General features: G+C 66.9%; 14 protein-coding genes and 1 pseudogene. 6 read left to right on the forward strand and 9 right to left on the reverse strand.

Annotation, left to right across the window (positions count from 1 at the left end):
- A pseudogene (locus tag LQ144_RS21310) lies at positions 1–875 on the forward strand (pyruvate dehydrogenase (acetyl-transferring), homodimeric type); the annotation flags it as partial.
- A 135-nt stretch (positions 876–1010) separates the two neighbouring features.
- Here LQ144_RS21310 and LQ144_RS21315 read toward each other — a convergent pair.
- Positions 1011–1208 carry a YegP family protein gene (locus tag LQ144_RS21315; RefSeq protein ID WP_230121245.1) on the reverse strand — a complete coding sequence of 66 codons (198 nt, stop codon included), beginning with the start codon at positions 1206–1208 and terminating at the stop codon, positions 1011–1013.
- Between the two features lie 168 nt (positions 1209–1376).
- On the opposite strand from LQ144_RS21315, the gene nboR reads away from it, so the two are divergent.
- Positions 1377–2000, forward strand: a complete 624-nt coding sequence (gene nboR, locus LQ144_RS21320) for a nicotine blue oxidoreductase (RefSeq protein ID WP_230121246.1) — start codon at positions 1377–1379, stop codon at positions 1998–2000.
- Between the two features lies 1 nt (position 2001).
- Here the strand turns inward: nboR and LQ144_RS21325 are convergent, their stop codons facing one another.
- The 7 genes from LQ144_RS21325 to LQ144_RS21355 all read right to left on the reverse strand — a co-directional run bounded on the left by LQ144_RS21325 (position 2002) and on the right by LQ144_RS21355 (position 11012).
- On the reverse strand, positions 2002–2649 hold the full coding sequence (locus tag LQ144_RS21325; protein WP_230121247.1) for a uracil-DNA glycosylase: 648 nt from the start codon (positions 2647–2649) through the stop codon (positions 2002–2004).
- 59 nt (positions 2650–2708) lie between these two features.
- Positions 2709–3689 carry an aldo/keto reductase gene (locus tag LQ144_RS21330; RefSeq protein WP_230121248.1) on the reverse strand — a complete coding sequence of 327 codons (981 nt, stop codon included), beginning with the start codon at positions 3687–3689 and terminating at the stop codon, positions 2709–2711.
- A 58-nt stretch (positions 3690–3747) separates the two neighbouring features.
- The gene (locus LQ144_RS21335; protein WP_230121249.1) at positions 3748–6642 is read right to left on the reverse strand and encodes a molybdopterin cofactor-binding domain-containing protein; all 2895 of its coding nucleotides are present in this window, start codon (positions 6640–6642) and stop codon (positions 3748–3750) included.
- A gap of 2 nt (positions 6643–6644) precedes the next feature.
- Complete coding sequence (locus LQ144_RS21340; protein WP_230121250.1) at positions 6645–7592, reverse strand: FAD binding domain-containing protein; 948 nt, start codon at positions 7590–7592, stop codon at positions 6645–6647.
- Positions 7583–8800: an XdhC/CoxI family protein gene (locus tag LQ144_RS21345; protein WP_230121251.1), complete on the reverse strand. Its 1218-nt coding sequence runs from the start codon at positions 8798–8800 to the stop codon at positions 7583–7585. Before LQ144_RS21345 ends, LQ144_RS21340 begins: the two co-directional genes overlap by 10 nt.
- Positions 8801–8961: 161 nt before the next feature.
- On the reverse strand, positions 8962–10503 hold the full coding sequence (locus LQ144_RS21350) for an NCS2 family permease (protein WP_230121258.1): 1542 nt from the start codon (positions 10501–10503) through the stop codon (positions 8962–8964).
- 14 nt (positions 10504–10517) lie between these two features.
- Positions 10518–11012: a nucleoside deaminase gene (locus LQ144_RS21355; protein ID WP_230121252.1), complete on the reverse strand. Its 495-nt coding sequence runs from the start codon at positions 11010–11012 to the stop codon at positions 10518–10520.
- Between the two features lie 370 nt (positions 11013–11382).
- On the opposite strand from LQ144_RS21355, the gene LQ144_RS21360 reads away from it, so the two are divergent.
- Together LQ144_RS21360 and ligD are read left to right on the forward strand one after the other, a co-directional pair.
- Positions 11383–12771: an 8-oxoguanine deaminase gene (locus LQ144_RS21360; RefSeq protein ID WP_230121253.1), complete on the forward strand. Its 1389-nt coding sequence runs from the start codon at positions 11383–11385 to the stop codon at positions 12769–12771.
- Positions 12772–12854: 83 nt separating this feature from the next.
- Entirely contained in the window at positions 12855–14099 is a 1245-nt protein-coding gene (ligD, locus tag LQ144_RS21365; RefSeq protein ID WP_230121254.1) for a non-homologous end-joining DNA ligase, read from the forward strand.
- Between the two features lie 87 nt (positions 14100–14186).
- On the opposite strand, the gene LQ144_RS21370 is transcribed toward ligD, so the two are convergent.
- Entirely contained in the window at positions 14187–14354 is a 168-nt protein-coding gene (locus tag LQ144_RS21370) for a hypothetical protein (RefSeq protein ID WP_230121255.1), read from the reverse strand.
- A gap of 373 nt (positions 14355–14727) precedes the next feature.
- Here LQ144_RS21370 and pucL point away from each other — a divergent pair, with 373 nt between their 5' ends.
- Together pucL and LQ144_RS21380 are read left to right on the forward strand one after the other, a co-directional pair.
- Positions 14728–15636 (forward strand): factor-independent urate hydroxylase, encoded by a 909-nt coding sequence (pucL, locus tag LQ144_RS21375; protein WP_230121256.1) that lies wholly within the window; start codon positions 14728–14730, stop codon positions 15634–15636.
- 205 nt (positions 15637–15841) lie between these two features.
- Complete coding sequence (locus LQ144_RS21380; protein WP_230121257.1) at positions 15842–17344, forward strand: nucleobase:cation symporter-2 family protein; 1503 nt, start codon at positions 15842–15844, stop codon at positions 17342–17344.
- Positions 17345–17513: the final 169 nt, after the last annotated feature.

The raw sequence follows: 17513 nt of genomic DNA on the forward strand, positions 1-17513 counted from the left end.
CCCCCGCGGACCAGATGACCCGCGGCTTCATCATCGGCGCCACCGCAGGACGGACCACCCTCACCGGCGAAGGCCTGCAGCACGCCGACGGCCACTCCCCGCTGCTCGCCTCCACCAACCCCGCCGTGGTCACCTACGACCCCGCCTACGGCTACGAAATGGGCCACATCGTCCGCGACGGCATCGAACGCATGTACGGCGAGCATCCCGACAACGGTCCGGCGGGTTCGGCCGCCGACCGCAACCTGATGTACTACATCACCGTCTACAACGAGCCCATCACCCAGCCAAGCGAACCCGAGAACCTCGACGTCAACGGTGTGCTGAAAGGCATCTACCGGGTGTCGGCGTCGGGCACTGAAGGTCCCAAGAGCCAGATCCTGGCCTCCGGCGTTTCCGTTCCGTGGGCGCTGGAAGCCCAGCGGATCCTGGCCGAGGACTGGGGCGTCTCCGCGGACGTCTGGTCGGTCACGTCCTGGAACGAACTGCGCCGCGACGGCATCGCCGCCGAGGAGGAAGCGTTCCTGAATCCGGGCGAACCGGCCCGGATCCCGTTTGTGGCACAGCAGCTCGCCGGCGCGGCCGGTCCTGTTGTCGCGGTGTCGGACTACATGAAGGCCGTTCCGGACCAGATCCGCCAGTTCCTGCCCCACCAGTTCGCTTCGCTCGGCGCCGACGGTTTCGGCTTCTCCGACACGCGCGCCGCAGCACGCCGCTTCTTCAAGAACGACACCCACTCCATCGTGGTGAAGACGCTGCAGCTGCTCTCTTCCCGGGGCGAGGTGGACGGCGGGGTCCCGGCCTACGCGATGGATCGCTACAAGCTGCTCGACGTCAACGCCGGCACCACGGGAGGAGCCGGCGGGGACGCCTGACTGTTGCTGGTTGAGCCTGTCAAAGCCGGATTCAACAGGCTCACCCGGCGGAGTTCCCGCTCTGCAATCAGACCGACGGCGGCCCCACCTCCTGGTGGGACCGCCGTCGGTCGTTTCTCGAAAGCATGCTCCGAATTATGTTGAGGTCAGGGACGGGCGCCGGTCCACGATGAACCCGGTCGCGGCGTTCTCCCGCACTGCAGTGATACCTGCGACCACTGCCTTGATGTTCGGAAAACTGGGTGAGACCGCAACTACGGTGCCATCCTCGGCCGTCAGCCGGAACCGGAATGAACCCTGGTCCGCGGTCACTATTTCGAATGTGCCTGCCATCTACGCTCCTTCTGGGCTGCGCCGTTGCAGCCGTCTGTGACCCCCAATTGCCAACACGACATCTACGAGGTTAGCGGCCATTCACTGGGTTAACTACCCCTACTAATCGGTAGTTTTCTCCTCGTAACGGGATGCCGTCCAGCAAATCAGTGTCCTAAGGTGAAGCACATGGAAGACTTCCCGCGCACGGCCACCACCGCGGTCCTCCTTGCCGCGGGGGCCGGCACCCGCTTGGGCCTCGGCCCTAAGGCGCTTCTGCCGTTCCGGGGCCGCACCCTCGTTGAGGTGCTGGCCGACGTCCTGCTCGACGGCGGCTGCCGCGAGGTGGTGGTTGTGCTCGGCGCCGGGGCCGAGTCGGTGCGCGAGAACACGGACCTCTCCCGGCACGCCGTGGTGGAGAACGCTGACTGGTCGACCGGCATGGGCAGTTCGTTCAGACTGGGTCTCTCCTTCGCCCGCGATGAGGATCATGTGCTGGTAGCCCTCGTTGACCAGCCCGGGCTGACCCCGGAAACCGTGGCGCGCCTGCTGTCGGCCCACCGGCCGGGGCACGTGACGGCCGCCGCCTACCCCGATGCTGCGGGCGAACTCCGGCGCGGTCACCCGTTGCTGCTCGACGCCTCGCTGCGCGCCGCGGCAGCGGAGTCGGCCACCGGCGACGCCGGCGCGCGGCATTTCCTCCAGGCCCGCCCCGATGTCATTGACCTGGTGGACTGCACCACCGGGACGGGAGGCAAGCGATCCGCAGGCGAAGACATCGACACTCCGGACCAGCTGCATCTTCTCGACTGAGCTAGTGAATAACGCCGTGCGCCAGAAGCTCTTTCAGGCCCAGCTTGAAACCGGCCCGCCCTCCGCGCGCGGGATGCCTGATTTTCGGCACCCGCAGGCCGCTTCGTTGAAGGCTGCGGTGAGCCACGTTGCCCACCGCCACCACCGACTGGATGGGAAACAGCTCGGTCAACGCTTGCCAAAACGGAGTCCCGATGGCAGTTTCAGTGAGCGTGGGCGTGCGGTTGGACAACGGCCGTCCCGGCGCATGCGGATGAAAGGGGTAGGCGCTCCACAGCAGGGGCAGGAAATCCAGCTCGGCCAACACCGCCCACAGCACAGTGGCCGTTGGTTCGGCTGCTACGCCTCCGGAATCCCCGGGCAACGCGTATCCTTTCCCCGGCCCGAACAGCCCGAAAGCGTTCGCCGGACCCTCGAGGATAGTGCGGTTGGTAAAGGGAATCCCGGTGACCTTCATGCCCCTGAAACCAGGGGCTTCTCCCACCAGCAGAACCTGCGGGCTGCGATCCCGCATCTCCTGCAAGAAGATCTCCAGGTTTTGCCGGCGCCGAGAGTTTTCGGGGATCGCATGATCGAAAAAGTTATGGCTCCCCGGACCGGTTTCCACGGCAGCCAAACTGTCAATGAAGGCGCGGATGCATGTGGTCATTCAGCACTTTGCTTCCCGACGGCGGCCACATGTTTCGGTTGCTGCCGGTCCGGCGCGAACTACCAGCGCGGGTGGATCGACTCGCGGAAGTAGTGGTCGTAGATCCAGCGGACGCCCTCGTTGAATTCCTCGTTCACCGAAATCCCGGCCGCTCCGGCATTGGAGCGGGCCTGCTCCACATTTCGCGCCCCCGGAATAACCGACGTGACGCCGTCCTGTGCAGCGATCCACGCGATGGCCGCCTGCGCGGTGCTTGCACCCTCCGGCACCAGGTTCTCGAACTCGGCCACGGCCTTGAGCCCCAGCTCGAAATCGACGCCCGAGAAAGTCTCGCCGACGTCGAACGCGTCGCCGCCGCGGTTGTAGTTTCGGTGGTCATTCTCGGCGAAGGAAGTGTCCTTGGTGTACTTTCCGGAGAGCAACCCGGAAGCCAGCGGCACACGCGCGATGATCCCGACACCGGCCTTCTTTGCTGCGGGGAGCACCTCGTCCAGGGGCTTAAGCCGGAAGGCGTTGAGGATGATCTGGACGGACGCGGTGCCGTCGTGACGCAGCGCTTCGAGGGCTTCGTCCGTGCGCTCCACGCTGACGCCGTAGTTCCGGATGGCGCCCTCTGAGACGAGGGTATCCAGGGCGTCGTAGACCTCGGCGTTGCTGTAGACAGCGGTGGGCGGGCAGTGCAGCTGGACGAGATCAAGGGAGTCGGTCCGCAGGTTGCGGCGTGAGCGGTCCACCCACTCGCGGAAGTTGGCGAGATTGTAGTTCTCCGGACGCTGCTCCACCCGGCGGCCCATCTTCGTGGCCACGGTAATGTCCAACCCCTGGTTGTCCGCCAGGAAAGCGCCGATGGCCTGCTCGCTGCGGCCGTCACCGTAGACGTCCGCCGTGTCGAAGAACGTCACGCCCGCCTCCGCCGAGGCGGCCAGCACTGCCTGTGCCTGGGCCGGATCCACGTTGCCCCAGTCCGCGCCGAGCTGCCACGTGCCGAGTCCGACGACGGAGACGTTCCGTCCGGTTTTGCCTAAAGTGCGCTGTTCCATCCCCCGACTATATGACGGGAACCCAACGCGGGGTCATTTAGCGCCCCTTCGGCGGGGCTCATTGGGCGCTAAGTGACCCCGCGTTGCTTTTGGAGGACGTGACGAGGCCGGCTTCCTTCAGGCCCAGGTAGATCTTGTCCCGGGCAATCGGGAGTTCGGCAAACCGGAGGCCCGTGGCGTGGCGGACGGCATTGGCCAGGGCCGGCGCCACCGGATTGAACGGGCTTTCACTCATCGACTTCGCCCCGAGCGGGCCCAGTTTGTCGTTGGTCTCGGCAAAGTACACCTCGCTGCGCGGCACGTCCGCGAAGGACGGGATGTGGTACTGCCGGAGGATGTCCGTGGTAACCCGGCCGCCGTCGTCCACCCGGACCTCCTCATACAGCGCGGCGCCCAGCGCCTGCGCGATCCCGCCCTCGATCTGGCCGCGGCACTGCCGGGGGTTTACCACCACGCCGGCGTCCGCCGCCTGGACGCTCTGCAGGATCCGCAGCTCCCCCGTCCCCTTATTTACTGCCACACGGAATCCGTGGACGTTGAACGCGACCGACCGGGGAGTGCCGCCCCAGCGCCCCTCCGCGGCAATTTCGACGCCGGCCTCCGCGGCTTCGCGGGCGAGTTCCGTCAGCGGCACCCTGGTCCCCTCGCAGACCACGGCATCGCCGTCGAGTACACAGCCCGATGACTGGATCTGGTGCATACCGGCGGCGAAGGCCCGGATCCGAACGGCCAGCTCCTCGGCCGCGGCCAGCGTCGCCTTGCCTGCCACCACGGTGCCGGCCGAGCCGAAGGCGCCGGTATCGTGCTCGATCAGGTCTGTGTCCGACTGCCGGACGGCGACGCGCGCCGCCGTGGTGGACAGGGCGGTGGCCGCGAGCTGGGCGTGGACGGTAGTGGTGCCGTTGCCGAATTCGGCGGTCCCGACGTCGGCCGCGTACGTTCCGTCGGGAAGGAGCCGGAGCTTCGCATGGGCAAAGTGTCCGCGCGGCGGAACGGTGTCGATCATGGACAGCGCCGTTCCTTCGCCGGTGACCCAGTCCGGCCCCAGGTCATCGAGCCCTGCGGCCCGGTACCGTTCGCGGCCCCGGTCCAGGGCGTCCCGGACCAGCCGCGTGCACTGGTCCAGCCCGTAGCTGCCGTAGTGGACGTCCTCCTCCGGTTCGGCGTGGGTGGAGAGCATGTCGTCGCCCTCCCGGACCATGTTGCGGCGGCGGAATTCCAGGGGATCCATGCCGATTCCGGTGGCCAGCTCGTCAATCCCGGACTCGATCGCAAAGATCATCTGGCTCAGCCCGTACCCCCGGAAGGCGCCGGAGGGAACGGTGTTGGTGTACGCCGCCTGCGCATCCACCTTCTTGTTGGCGCACTTGTAGACGCCCAGGGACTCGCCGCACCCGTGGAACATGACGCCCGGCGCGTGGTTTCCGTAGGCGCCGGTGTTCGTGAGGACCTCAAGCTGCAGCGCCGTGAGCCAGCCGTCGCTGCTGGCACCGGCTTTGAGTTTGACGGTGAACGGGTGCCTGGTGGTGCTGGCCGTGAACTGCTCGGTCCGGGTGAACTCCAGCTGCACCGGCCGCTTCAGTTTCAGGGCCGCGAGCGCCACGATGTCCTCGGTGAGGACTTCCTGCTTGCCGCCGAATCCGCCGCCCACCCTGCCGGACACCACGTGGATGCGTTCCTCCGGCAGCCCGAACAGGCGGCAAAGCGTGCGCCTGACCAGGAACGGGACCTGGCTGGACGTGCGGATGTGCAGCCGGCCGGCGTCGTCAACCGAGGCGATGGAGGAGTGTGTTTCAAGGGCCACGTGCTGAACCCGCTGGGTCCGGTACGTCTGCTCGTGGATGAAGTCGGACGCCGCGAAACCGTCCTCCACGCTGCCGAGTTCGGAGTGCAGTTCGGCCACGATGTTCTGCTCCGGCCGCGCAATCCGTGCCGTGGCGCCGTCCTTGTCGCCGTGGATGGCCGGCGCCCCGGGCAGAATGGCTTCCTGGGGCGTGAACACTGCGGGCAGGGGCTGGTACTTCACGTCCAGCGCGCGCACTCCCGCTTCCGCTGCCCTCACCGATTCGGCCACGACGGCGGCAACCCGCTGGCCGCGGAACCGCACCACGTCGTCCAGCAGCCGGGTGTCATCGGGGTCGTCGGTGTAGAGCTCGTGCTGGGCCGTGGAGAACAGCTGGGCCGGCGCGTCCGCAGACGTGAGGACGGCCACCACTCCGGGAATTTCCAGGGCGGCGCTTTTGTCGACCGAGAGCACCCGGGCGTGCGCGTGCGGCGAGCGCAGCAGCTTCAGGTGCAGGAGTCCGGGCAGTTCCCCGGCCGGGACGTCCAGCGTGTAGCGGGCCTGCCCTGTGACTACCGCGCGGCTGGCGGGGGCCGGTACGTCATCGCCCAACTGCCCGGGCCGGGGCTCCGGCTGGCCTTCACCGGCGATGCCCGAGCCCGGACCCTCCGGATCCGGATGCCCCTCGTGGCCGCAGACGGCGTCGCCGATGGCCCGGTAACCGGTACAGCGGCACAGGTTCCCCTTGAGGTTCCGCGGCAGGTTGCCCCGCTGCGCGTCATCGAAGGTTGCAGCCGTCATAATCATGCCGGCAGTGCAAAATCCGCACTGGAAACCCTGCCGGTCCAGGAACTGCTGCTGCATCGGGTGAAGGGTGCCGGCTGACGTTCCACCGGCAGACGTTCCGCCGGCAGTCGTTCCGCCGGCAGTCGTTCCGCCGGCAGTCGCCAGCCCCTCGATGGTGGTGACCGCATGGCCTTCGGCGCGCACGGCCGGGTAGATGCAGCTGTGCACGGGTATGCCGTCCACATGGACTGTGCACGCTCCGCAGTCGCCGCCGTCGCAGCCCTTCTTGACGCCCAGGTTTCCTTGTTCTCGCAGGAAGGTGCGAAGGCACTGGCCCGGGCGGGGCTGGGATTCCGTGGCCACTCCGTTAATTTCGATCGTCATGTTCAGGCCCCTTTCTGCCCGCTGGACATCCACGCATTGCCGGCAGAAACCGGCCGCGGCGGCCAGAAATCGCCGGATACCGCCCGGGGCAGTGTGCCTTCCGGAGCGGCAAGCTCGTCGCGGATCTCTTCGGCCAGCCGGTACGTCATGTCGCGCCGCCAGGCGGGCAACCCATGGATATCGTCGTGGTAAAGGTCCTCCGGAATGGCTTCGTCCAGCGCTTCCCTGAGTTCGGAAGCGTCCGGCGCCGGGAGGAACCGCAGCTGCACCGGGCGCTGGGTCGCTGCGGTGACGGTCAGCGTCAGCTGCCCACCGCCGTCGAGCGTCCCGACCAGCAGGACCCCGGACCTCCCCAGGTTACTCAGGGACAGGCGGCGGAACGCCGCCCGTGAGGACAGGGCCGACGCCGGGAGGCGGATGCTGCGGAGGAGCTCGCCGGGTGCCAGGGCGTTCTGCCCGTCGCCGGTGACGAAGTCGGCCACCGGCAGCTCCCTGCTGGAGCAGCCTGGGCCGAGGATGGTGACCGTGCCGTCAAGCCCGGCGCACAGCGAGATCATGGGGCCGGCGGGCAGCGACGTGCACAGGTTGCCGCCCACGGTGGACATGTTCCACACCTTGAAGGACGCCACGAAGGAGTCGCAGCAGGGGCGGACGAGGTCCAGGGCGGGCCAGTCCGTTGCCGGGCCGCGGTTCGCCAGTACTGGCGACTCCGGCAGCGCATAGAGCTCGGCCACGGTGCATGTTGCGGCCAGCTCGATCCCGTCCCCGGTCACCGTGACGGCGGGCCAGCCGGCCGAGCCGAGGTCCAGCAGCCTCCGGAGCGGTTCGGGGCCGAAGGCGTAGCTGCCGTAGGAGAACAGGACCGTGCCGCCGGCGAGCCAGGCGTCGCCGTCGCGCCATTCGGCCGGGTCCGTCGTGCGGAGGACGGCCTCTATGGTGTTCATGTCCACGGGGTCTCCTGGCTTTCTTCGTTGGCGTGGTGGATGGGGCCGCTTCCGTCCCTGAGCGGAGCGCAGGCTGCGGCTGCGTTCCGGGCGGCGATCAGCTCGGCCGTGATGGACACGGCCACCTCGGCCGGCGTGACGGCTCCGAGGTCCAGGCCGATGGGCGAATGCAGCCTGGCAAGGCCTTCCGGTGGAACGCCGGCGGCCAGCAGCGCGTCGATGCGCTGGCGGTGGCTGCGGCGCGAGCCCATGGCCCCGACGAAGGCCACGTCCAGGCCGAGGGCCGCTTCCAGCAGCGGGATGTCGAACTTGGGATCGTGGGTGAGGACGCAGATGGCGGTGCGGGCGTCGATCCGGGTTGCGGCGGCCTCTGCCGCCAGGTACCGGTGGGGCCAGTCCGTGACCACCTCATCAGCGGTCTCGAAACGGGCCTGGCCTGCGAACGCCGGCCGCGCATCAATGAGCGTCACGCTGTAACCGAGGAGCTTGGCCGCCGGCACCAGCGCCGCGCCGAAGTCGTTGGCGCCGAACACCAGCATGCGCGGAGGCGGCGTACGGCTTTCGACCAGCAGGGTCACGGGCTCGGGCTGGATCCCGCCGGATTCCTCCACCACGTCGGCGCGCCCGACGCAGCCGCCGGCCGGGGCGAGCCTGACCAGGCCGGTACGTCCGCCGCGCAGCAGGGGTTCCAGCTGTGCTGCGGCCGCCGCCATGGCCTCGCCGGCCGGGCTGCGGAGTCCGAGGAGGGCGGCCAGCTCGGCTGACTGCGCCGCCTTGAATGCCTCAGGGTCCGGGATGACGACGGCGCCGCTCCCGTTCAGGTCAACCCTGCGGATGAGTGCCACCGGGGTTTCCGGCAGCCGCCGCAGCAGCTGGCCGATGGAGGGTCCGGCAAACGCCCCGAACGGCTCGATGTGGACCTGAAGCTCACCGCCGCAGGTGAGTCCGACGGCGAACGCGTCCTCGGCGCTGTAGCCGAAAAGCTCCAGCCGGGTGCCGCCGTCGCGCATTGCCTCCAGCGCCGCCTCGACAACGGCCCCCTCGACGCAGCCGCCCGAAAGGCTGCCAAGGACGTCACCTGCTGCGGACACCATCATGGATGTGCCCATGGGCCGCGGCACCGAGCCGCTCGTGCCCACCACGGTGGCAACGGCACACCGCTGTCCGGAGGCCACGGGGTGCCAGCCGGCGAGGGAAGACATCAGATCCAGCATGGCTGCACTCCCTTTTCATGTGCGGCGATAGTGTCCATATTCTCGTTCCTATCATTGGCCGGGGGAAGCGCGGCTGCGGCGCCGGCGACGATTTGATTGCAGTTTGGTGGACCGGGACAGGCCCCATCTGCCTGTCCCGGTCCGGTCTGGGAGGCCGCGGGCTACGCCCCGAGCAGTGCGCTGACAGGTCCGCGGGCGAAGTAGACCAGGAAGCCGGCGGTCACCACCCACATGAGCGGGTGGATCTTCTTCGCCTTGCCGGATGCCGCTCCGATCACGGCCCAGGACACGAAGCCCACGCCGATCCCGTTGGCAATCGAGTAGGTCAGCGGCATGGTGACGATGGTCAGGAAGGCCGGGAGTGCCACCGCGAACCTGGTGAACTTGATTTCGCGGATCTGGGCCATCATCATGGCGCCGACCACCACGAGTGCGGCGGCGGCGACTTCCAGCGGCACCACGCTGGTCAGTGGCGTGAGGAACATGGAGCCCAGGAACAGCGCGCCCGTGACCACCGAGGCCAGTCCGGTGCGGGCACCTTCCCCGATGCCCGCCGCGGAGTCGATGTACACCGTGTTGGAGGACCCCGAGGTGGCGCCTCCCGCCACTGCCCCGAAGCCTTCCACGATGAAGGCCGACTTCAGTCGCGGGAACGTGCCGTCCTTGTGCGCCACTCCGGCGCTCTTGGCGAGCCCGGTCATGGTGCCCATGGCGTCGAAGAAGTTGGTGAAGACCAGGGTGAACACGAGCATGGTGGCGGCGAGCCCGCCGATCCGGCCGAAGGCTCCGAACAGGTCGAAGTGTCCCACCAGGCCCAGGTCCGGCGCAGAGACCAGCTGCCCCGAGAGCACCGGGGTGTTCAGGTGCCAGCCACCGGGGTTCTCCGGTGTGCCCGGGCCGATGTGGAAGACGGCTTCGACGACGGCGGCCAGCACGGTGGTGGCCACGATCCCGATCAGCAGCCCACCCTGGACCTTCCTCGCCACGAGGATGCCCATGGCCAGCAGGCCCACGATGAACACGAGGGTGGGGACGGACGTGATGGAGCCGTTCTCACCGAGCTGGACTGGCGGCCCGCCGGCGGTGGCGCGGACGAAGCCCGAGTCCACGAAGCCGATGAACGCGATGAAGAGTCCGATCCCCACGGTGATCGCGGCCTTGAGTTCCTTGGGGACGGCCCGGAAGATGGCCGTCCGTGCCCCGGTGACGCCGAACAGGACGATCAGGATGCCGTTGATGACCACCAGGCCCATGGCCTCGGGCCAGGTGACTTCGTGAATGACGGCAACGGCGAGGAAGGAGTTGATGCCCAGCCCGGCCGCCAGTCCGAAAGGCAGGTTGGCGATGAGGCCGAACAGGATGGTCATCACGCCGGCGGTGAGGCCCGTGACCGCACCAACCTGGGCCGCGGACAGCCAGCCGCCGGCAACGTCGGTGGGGGCATTGTCCGCGCTGAATCCGCCGAGGATCAGCGGGTTCAGGATCACGATGTACGCCATGGTGAAGAACGTGACCAGGCCGCCGCGGAGTTCACGCGCGAGGGTTGAGCCGCGCTTGGTGATGTGGAAGAAACGGTCAAGGAAAGCGTCTGACGCCGGCGGCCGGGCTTGTGTGTCCGGGCGGGTCTGCTTGGGCTGCTTGGCCTTCTTGACTGCCGGGGCGGCCGTCTCGGGTCCGTCGGGGGTCTGCTCCAGGAGTGTCATGGGAACCACAGGCCCTAGTAGTCGATCCTGGAATCGAGCGTGTTCCAGGTGGTGAACGGCTCGAGGATCGCGGGCGCCTTCGGGTCTGCGAACCCCAGCTTGGACACCGGCATGAGGTCATCCCGGTCGGCGTTGTCGAAGTACTCGTAGAAGACGGCGTCGTCGAATCCCACGGACGCGGCGTCGTGCCGGTCTGCGGCAAACACCACCCGGTCAATGCGTGCCCAGAGGGCCGAAGCCAGGCACATGGGGCAGGGCTCGCAGCTGCTGTAGAGGGTGGCTCCGCGGAGGTCGAACGTGCCCAGCTCGCTGCAGGCCCGGCGGATTGCCGTGACCTCTGCGTGGGCGGTGGGATCGTTGGTGGCAGTGACGCGGTTGACGCCGTCGAACGCCTGGCCGTCCGCGGTGACGATGACCGCGCCGAACGGCCCTCCGCTGTTCAGGACGTTTGACGTTGCAAGTTGGACGGACCTGGCCAGAAATTGTTCGGCCGTGACGGTGGTACTCATGATGCGCTCCCTTTGGGTGGAAGCCGGTACCCCGTGACGGGATTGAACACCAGTTGCGACGGATACCAGGCTTCAGCATGTGCTTTGAAGGTTTAGTTGCGCCTGGTAGATAGCTTCCCGGTCTCCGGGTGCCCGCCTTTGGCAAGATCGAGATTAGCACCGGAGTGTGGCGTGCGCCATAGTTTCTGGAAAGTTAATTTCGTGATGTGAAATTCAGGTTTCCGCACTGTCACAATCCGCGGCCGTTGACGGCGGCCGGGGCAGCCCTTACGCTGGTGCCGACCCGGCTCCGCAGGCGCCGGCCCCTGGATCAGCAGACAGGACGCACTGAGCTGGAACGTATCGGCACGCTCAGACTAGGAACCCGCACATGACCCAGGCACCTTCCGCACCCCGCGCTTCTGCACCCACGGATTCCCGGCTGTGGATCCGGAATCCGCTCGCAGCATTCACCGCCAACAGCTATGACGCCTCGGGCGGCGTTGTGGTCTCCGGGGGCAGGATCGTGGAGGTGCTTGCCGCCGGGCAACAACCTTCCGCGCCCTGCACGGAGACCTTCGACGCCGGCAGCCACGTGCTGCTGCCGGGCCTGATCAACACCCACCACCACTTCTATCAAACGCTCACCCGCGCCTGGGGTCCCGTGGCCAGTGCCCCGCTCTTCCCGTGGCTGCAGAATCTCTACCCGGTGTGGGCCCGCCTCACGCCGCGAGACCTCGAGCTGGCCGCCACGGTAGCCCTCGCGGAACTCCTGCTGTCGGGCTGCACCACCGCGGCGGACCACCATTACCTGTTTCCGGCAGGCATGGAAGATGCCATCGATATCGAAGTCCAGGCGGTCCGCCGGCTGGGAATGCGCGCCACTCTGACGCGCGGCTCCATGACTTTGGGGCAGAACGACGGCGGGCTGCCGCCACAGTCGACGGTGCAGGCACCGGAGGTGATCCTCGCTGACAGCGAACGGCTGATCGGGCAGTACCACCAGCGCGGCGACGGCGCCGTGATCCAGATTGCGCTGGCCCCGTGTTCGCCGTTTTCCGTGACCAAGGAGATCATGGCCGAGAGCGCACTGATGGCCCAGCGGCTGGACGTCCGGCTGCATACACACCTCGCCGAGACCCTGGACGAGGAGGACTTCTGCCGGGAGATGTTCAGTCTCCGCTCCGTGGACTACCTCGACAGCGTGGGGTGGCTGACGGACCGGACATGGCTGGGACACGGCATCCATTTCAGTGATGCCGAGATCGCCCGGCTGGGCGCCGCGGGCACCGGCGTCGCGCATTGCCCCACGTCCAACATGAGGCTGGCCTCGGGCACCGCGCGCGTCCTGGAACTCGAGGCGGCGGGCGTTCCCGTGGGACTGGGAGTGGACGGATCGGCGTCGAACGATGCGTCCAACATGATCCTCGAGGCGAGGCAGGCGCTGTACCTGCAGCGGCTCCGCTACGGGGCGCAGGTCCCCGTTGAGCGGGCACTGGGCTGGGCAACCCGCGGCTCTGCAGCTGTACTGGGTCGGCCCGATCTCGGCCAGCTGGCTCCGGGGATGCAGGCGGACCTGGCCCTCTTCAAGCTCGATGCCCTGAAGTTCTCCGGCAGCCACGACCCCATTGCGGCCCTGCTGCTGTGCGCTGCGGACCGCGCGGACCGCGTGATGGTGGCCGGGCAGTGGCGCGTGGTGGACGGACAGATTCCCGGACTGGACATCGCCGGACTCATCGCGGAGCACTCGGCCGCGGCCCGGAGGCTCGTCGCGGGCTAGGAGCTTACCCCGTTTCGGTTGCTGCTTTCGCTTGCCGTGCAGCTGGTCTGGCTGCGACATCCGATCGTTGCTAGCGTGGCGGCATGAGCCCGTCGAAGACCCCGGCCGAGATCCTCACCATTGGCGGCACCGAGGTTCGCATCTCGAGTCCGGACAAGGTGGTGTTCCCTGAGCCGGGGCTGACGAAGCTCGACCTGGTGCTCTACTACCTCGCCGTCGCGGACGGTGCGCTGCGCGGCGCGGGGGGCCGGCCAATGGTGCTCAAGCGCTTCCCGAAGGGCATCGACGCTGAGCCGTTCTTTCAGAAGCGCGTGCCCGAAAACCACCCCGACTTCATCGACACGACGACGCTGCACTACGCGTCGGGGACATCGGCTGAGGAGGCCGTCATCCGGGATGCTGCAGGTTTGGCGTGGGTCGTGAATCTTGGATGCCTCGACCTCAACCCGCATCCCGTGCGCGCAGAGGACCTCGAGCACCCCGACGAGCTCCGGGTGGACCTCGATCCGATGCCGGGAGTCGATTGGTCCCAGATCGTCGACGTCGCCTATGTCGCGCGGGAGGTGCTCGACGACGTTGGGCTCGTGGGGTGGCCAAAGACGAGCGGGTCGCGCGGACTCCACATCCTGGTGCGCATCGCGCCGCATTGGTCCTACCGCGACGTGCGGCTCGCCGCCGAAACCCTCGCCCGGGAGGTCGAAAACCGCGCTCCCGGCCTCGCTACCGCGCGGTGGTGGAAGGAGGAGCGCGGCGAGAGCGTGTTCGTCGACTTCAACCAGAACGCAAAGGACCGCACGGTGGCATCCGCGTACTCCATCAGGGCCCTACCGGATGCCCGGGTCTCGACGCCGCTCACATGGGATGAGGTCCGCTCCACCCGGCCGGAACAGTTCACGGTGCGCACGGTGCCCGAGCGGTTCGCAGAGATGGGCGACCCTCACGCCGGCATCGACGACGCGGTCGGCACACTCGACGGGCTCCTCGCCTTGGCTACCGAACTCGGCCCCGCCGAGAAGGCGCCGCGCGGCGGCGACGGCTCCGGGCGCCGGCAGTCGGTGATGCCGCTCATCGAGGTGGCCCGCACCAGGACCAAGCCCGAGGCGCTCGCGGCGCTGGACGAGTGGAGGACCCGGCATGCGGACATCGTCCCGGCACTGCACCCCGCCGATGTGCTCGTCGACGGAATGCGCGGATCGAGCTCGCTCTGGTACAGGGTGCGGGTGAACCTGCAGCACGTGCCCGAAGCGGAGCGACCGCCGCAGGAGGGGCTCATCGCCGACTACGACCCCTGGGCCGGCAAGGAGTGGCCGGGGCGCCCGGTGTCCTGACACCGGCGCTGCGCACCCGGCTGAGATCGCCCTCGCGATGCAACCGCGCAGAGTCCGGCGCCGGTTGGGGCAGTAGCTTTACGGACGTTACCGGCCGAAAACCGGGAGCGCGCGCAGCCAGCGGGAGAATCCGCGGCCGGTTCGGTCGCAGTCGGCCGGGATATAGAAGTCAGGATCTGTGGCGCCGAACGGCAGGTACAGCTCCTGGCCGGGTGCCGGAAAGTCGGCGACGTTGTTCTTATCCTGAGGGTCCATCTGTTCCTCCTCGTTCCTTAGTTCTATTTTCCGCTATTCGGAAAATGTTTATTGATATGTGGAAATTCTAGTGTTGAGCCCGTCGGCGGTCAAGACCCTTGGCCAGCGCCACGCGGGACTAGGGGCACGCGTGCGGTCACAATCGGATTTTTCAATTAGTGATGTACACCACCGGGAAGCTCGGCTACGCTTTAAGTCAACTCGTGGCGTAGGTCACGTAACCTGGGAGCAGCAGGCAGGGTCGTAATGAGCTGGCGTCATTGGATGCCGGCTCTTTTTTGTTGGGTCGGCTCCATCAGAAACGCGTGTGTAACACGCGCTTAATTTCAATGATGGAACCTAGGTTCCACATCACGGAAGTTGGGAACAGACCATGAGCAGCAAAATCATCCTCGGCCAGAACCAGTACGGCAAGGCCGAAGTCCGGGTCGTCAAGATCACCCGGGAGACCGACCGCCACGAGATCGAAGACCTGAACGTCACCTCGCAGCTCCGCGGGGACTTCTCCGCGGCCCACCTCGAAGGCGACAACAGCCACGTCGTGGCCACGGACACGCAGAAGAACACCATCTACGCGTTTGCCCGCGAAGGCGTCGGCTCACCGGAGGCGTTCCTGCTGCGGCTGGGCGAGCACTTCACCTCCAGCTTCGACTGGGTCACCGGCGGACGCTGGGAAGCCGAGTCCTACAGCTGGAACCGGATCCAGGCCCACGGTGCGGAGCACGACCACTCGTTCGTGCGCAACGGCCAGGAAGTCCGCACCGCCGTCCTGGTGAAGGACGGCGCGGCAACGCACCTCATCTCGGGCCTCAAGGACCTCACGGTCTTGAAGTCCACCCAGTCCGGATTCGTGGGCTACCCGAAGGACAAATACACCACCCTTCCGGAGACTACCGACCGCATCCTCGCCACGGACGTCTCCGCCCGCTGGCGGTTCAAGCCAGGCACTGACTTCAGCACCCTGGACTTCAACAAGAGCTACGAAGACGTCAAGAGCCTCCTGCTGGAGGGCTTCACGGAAAAGTACTCGCACGCCCTGCAGCAGACCCTGTTCGACATGGGCGCCAAGGTCCTGGAGGCGCACGGCGAGATCGAAGAAATCAAGTTCTCGATGCCCAACAAGCACCATTTCCTCGTGGACCTTTCGCCGTTCGGCCTCGACAACCCCAACGAGGTCTTCTTCGCCGCGGACCGGCCCTACGGCCTGATCGAGGCCACCGTCCAGCGCGACGACGCAGCATCCGCCGAGATCGCCTGGTCCGGCATCGCCGGATTCTGCTAACCCTCCCCGTTTCAGGGGTGCCGCGCCCGGAGTCTCTGTTCCCACACGGACCAGCGCTCCGGACGCGGACACCCCGCCGGCCCGAAACACCACCGGGCCAATCCGCAGCCGGCCAGATCACGGGCCCGCCCACCCTAGTTCCACACTGTTAGCCAGACACCGTTAGCCAGACAAAGACGTCTGCCATGAACCAAGAAAGTCTGCCATGAACACCAAGAAGAATTCCGCCGCTGCAGTTACCGGCAACGACCGCAAGCGGTCGGACCGCCCCGAAGACCAGCGCATGCCCATTGCAAGCACCTTCGCCTACGGTTTCCAGCACGTCCTCACCATGTACGGCGGCATCATCGCGCCTCCGCTGATCATCGGCGCAGCCGCCGGCATGTCCTCGCAGGACATCGGGCTGCTCATTGCCGCCTGCCTCTTCGTCGGCGGCCTCGCCACGATTCTCCAGACTGTCGGCATCCGTTTCTTTGGATCCCAGCTCCCGCTGGTTCAGGGTGTCTCCTTTGCAGGCGTCTCCACCATGGTGGCCATCGTCCACGGCGGCGGGGGCATCCAGGCAGTCTTTGGCTCGGTCATCGCCGCCTCGCTGATCGGCCTGCTGATCACGCCGCTGTTTTCAAAGATCATCCGCTTCTTCCCGCCAGTGGTGACGGGGACGGTCATCACCACCATCGGCCTGACCCTGATGCCGGTGGCGGCCAACTGGGCCATGGGCGGCAACAGCAAGGCGCCGAACTACGGCAGCATGGCCAACATCGGACTGGCTGCAGCCACCATGGCGATCGTCCTGCTTCTGAGCAAGGTGGGCAACGCTGCGATCTCGCGGCTGTCCATCCTTCTGGCGATGGTCCTCGGCACGGTCATCGCCTTTGTCTTTGGCATGGCTGATTTCTCCAAGGTGGGCCAGGGCGAGATCGTCGCCTTCCCCACCCCGTTTGCCTTCGGTCCGCCCACGTTTGAGATCGCCGCAATCATCTCCATGCTGATCGTCATCCTGGTGACACTGACAGAAACCTCCGCCGACATCATCGCCGTTGGCGAGATCGTGGGCACCAAGGTTGATTCCAAGCGGATCGGCGACGGCCTGCGGGCGGACATGCTCTCCAGCGCCATCTCCCCGCTCTTCAATTCCTTCACCCAGAGCGCCTTTGCCCAAAACGTGGGACTCGTTGCAATCACGGGCGTCAAGAGCCGCTTCGTGGTCAGCGCCGGCGGCCTGATCCTCGTGATCCTCGGCCTGCTGCCGGTGCTTGGCCGGGTGGTCGCGGCGGTGCCGACCCCCGTCCTGGGCGGTGCCGGCGTCGTACTCTTTGGAACCGTTGCCGCAAGCGGCATCCGCACGCTTTCCAAGGTGGAATACCGGAACAACATGAACCTGATCATCGTGGCGGCATCCATCGGCTTCGGCATGATCCCGATTGCCGCCCCGGCGTTCTACGACAAGTTCCCGTCCTGGTTCGGCACCATTTTCCACTCGGGCATCAGCTCAGCCGCGGTCATGGCGATCCTGCTCAACCTGCTGTTCAACCACCTCAAGGCGGGCAACTCGGAGAACCAGTCGGTGTTTGTGGCCGGCACCGGGCGCGTGGTCCGGGAGGAAGACCTGGAATGTCTGGCTGACGGCGACCGCTTCGAGGGCGGGAAGCTGATCGACTGCGACGGAAAGGAAGTCACGGTCCATTCGTCGAAATCCGACCACTGACCTGCTAAGCGCGAACGAACACTTGGGGCCCCTACCCTCCGTCTTGGGTTCTAGCGGTCGTTGCAACACCCCGACTTTTGGGAGTTGCAACGACCGTGGTTCGTTTAAGCGGTGATTCATCAGGATCCGGGTGGTACTCGCAGGATCAGAAGGATGCATTTTTCGCGGT

The organism is Arthrobacter sp. Bi83, from assembly GCF_918698095.1.
Taxonomy (GTDB): domain Bacteria; phylum Actinomycetota; class Actinomycetes; order Actinomycetales; family Micrococcaceae; genus Arthrobacter.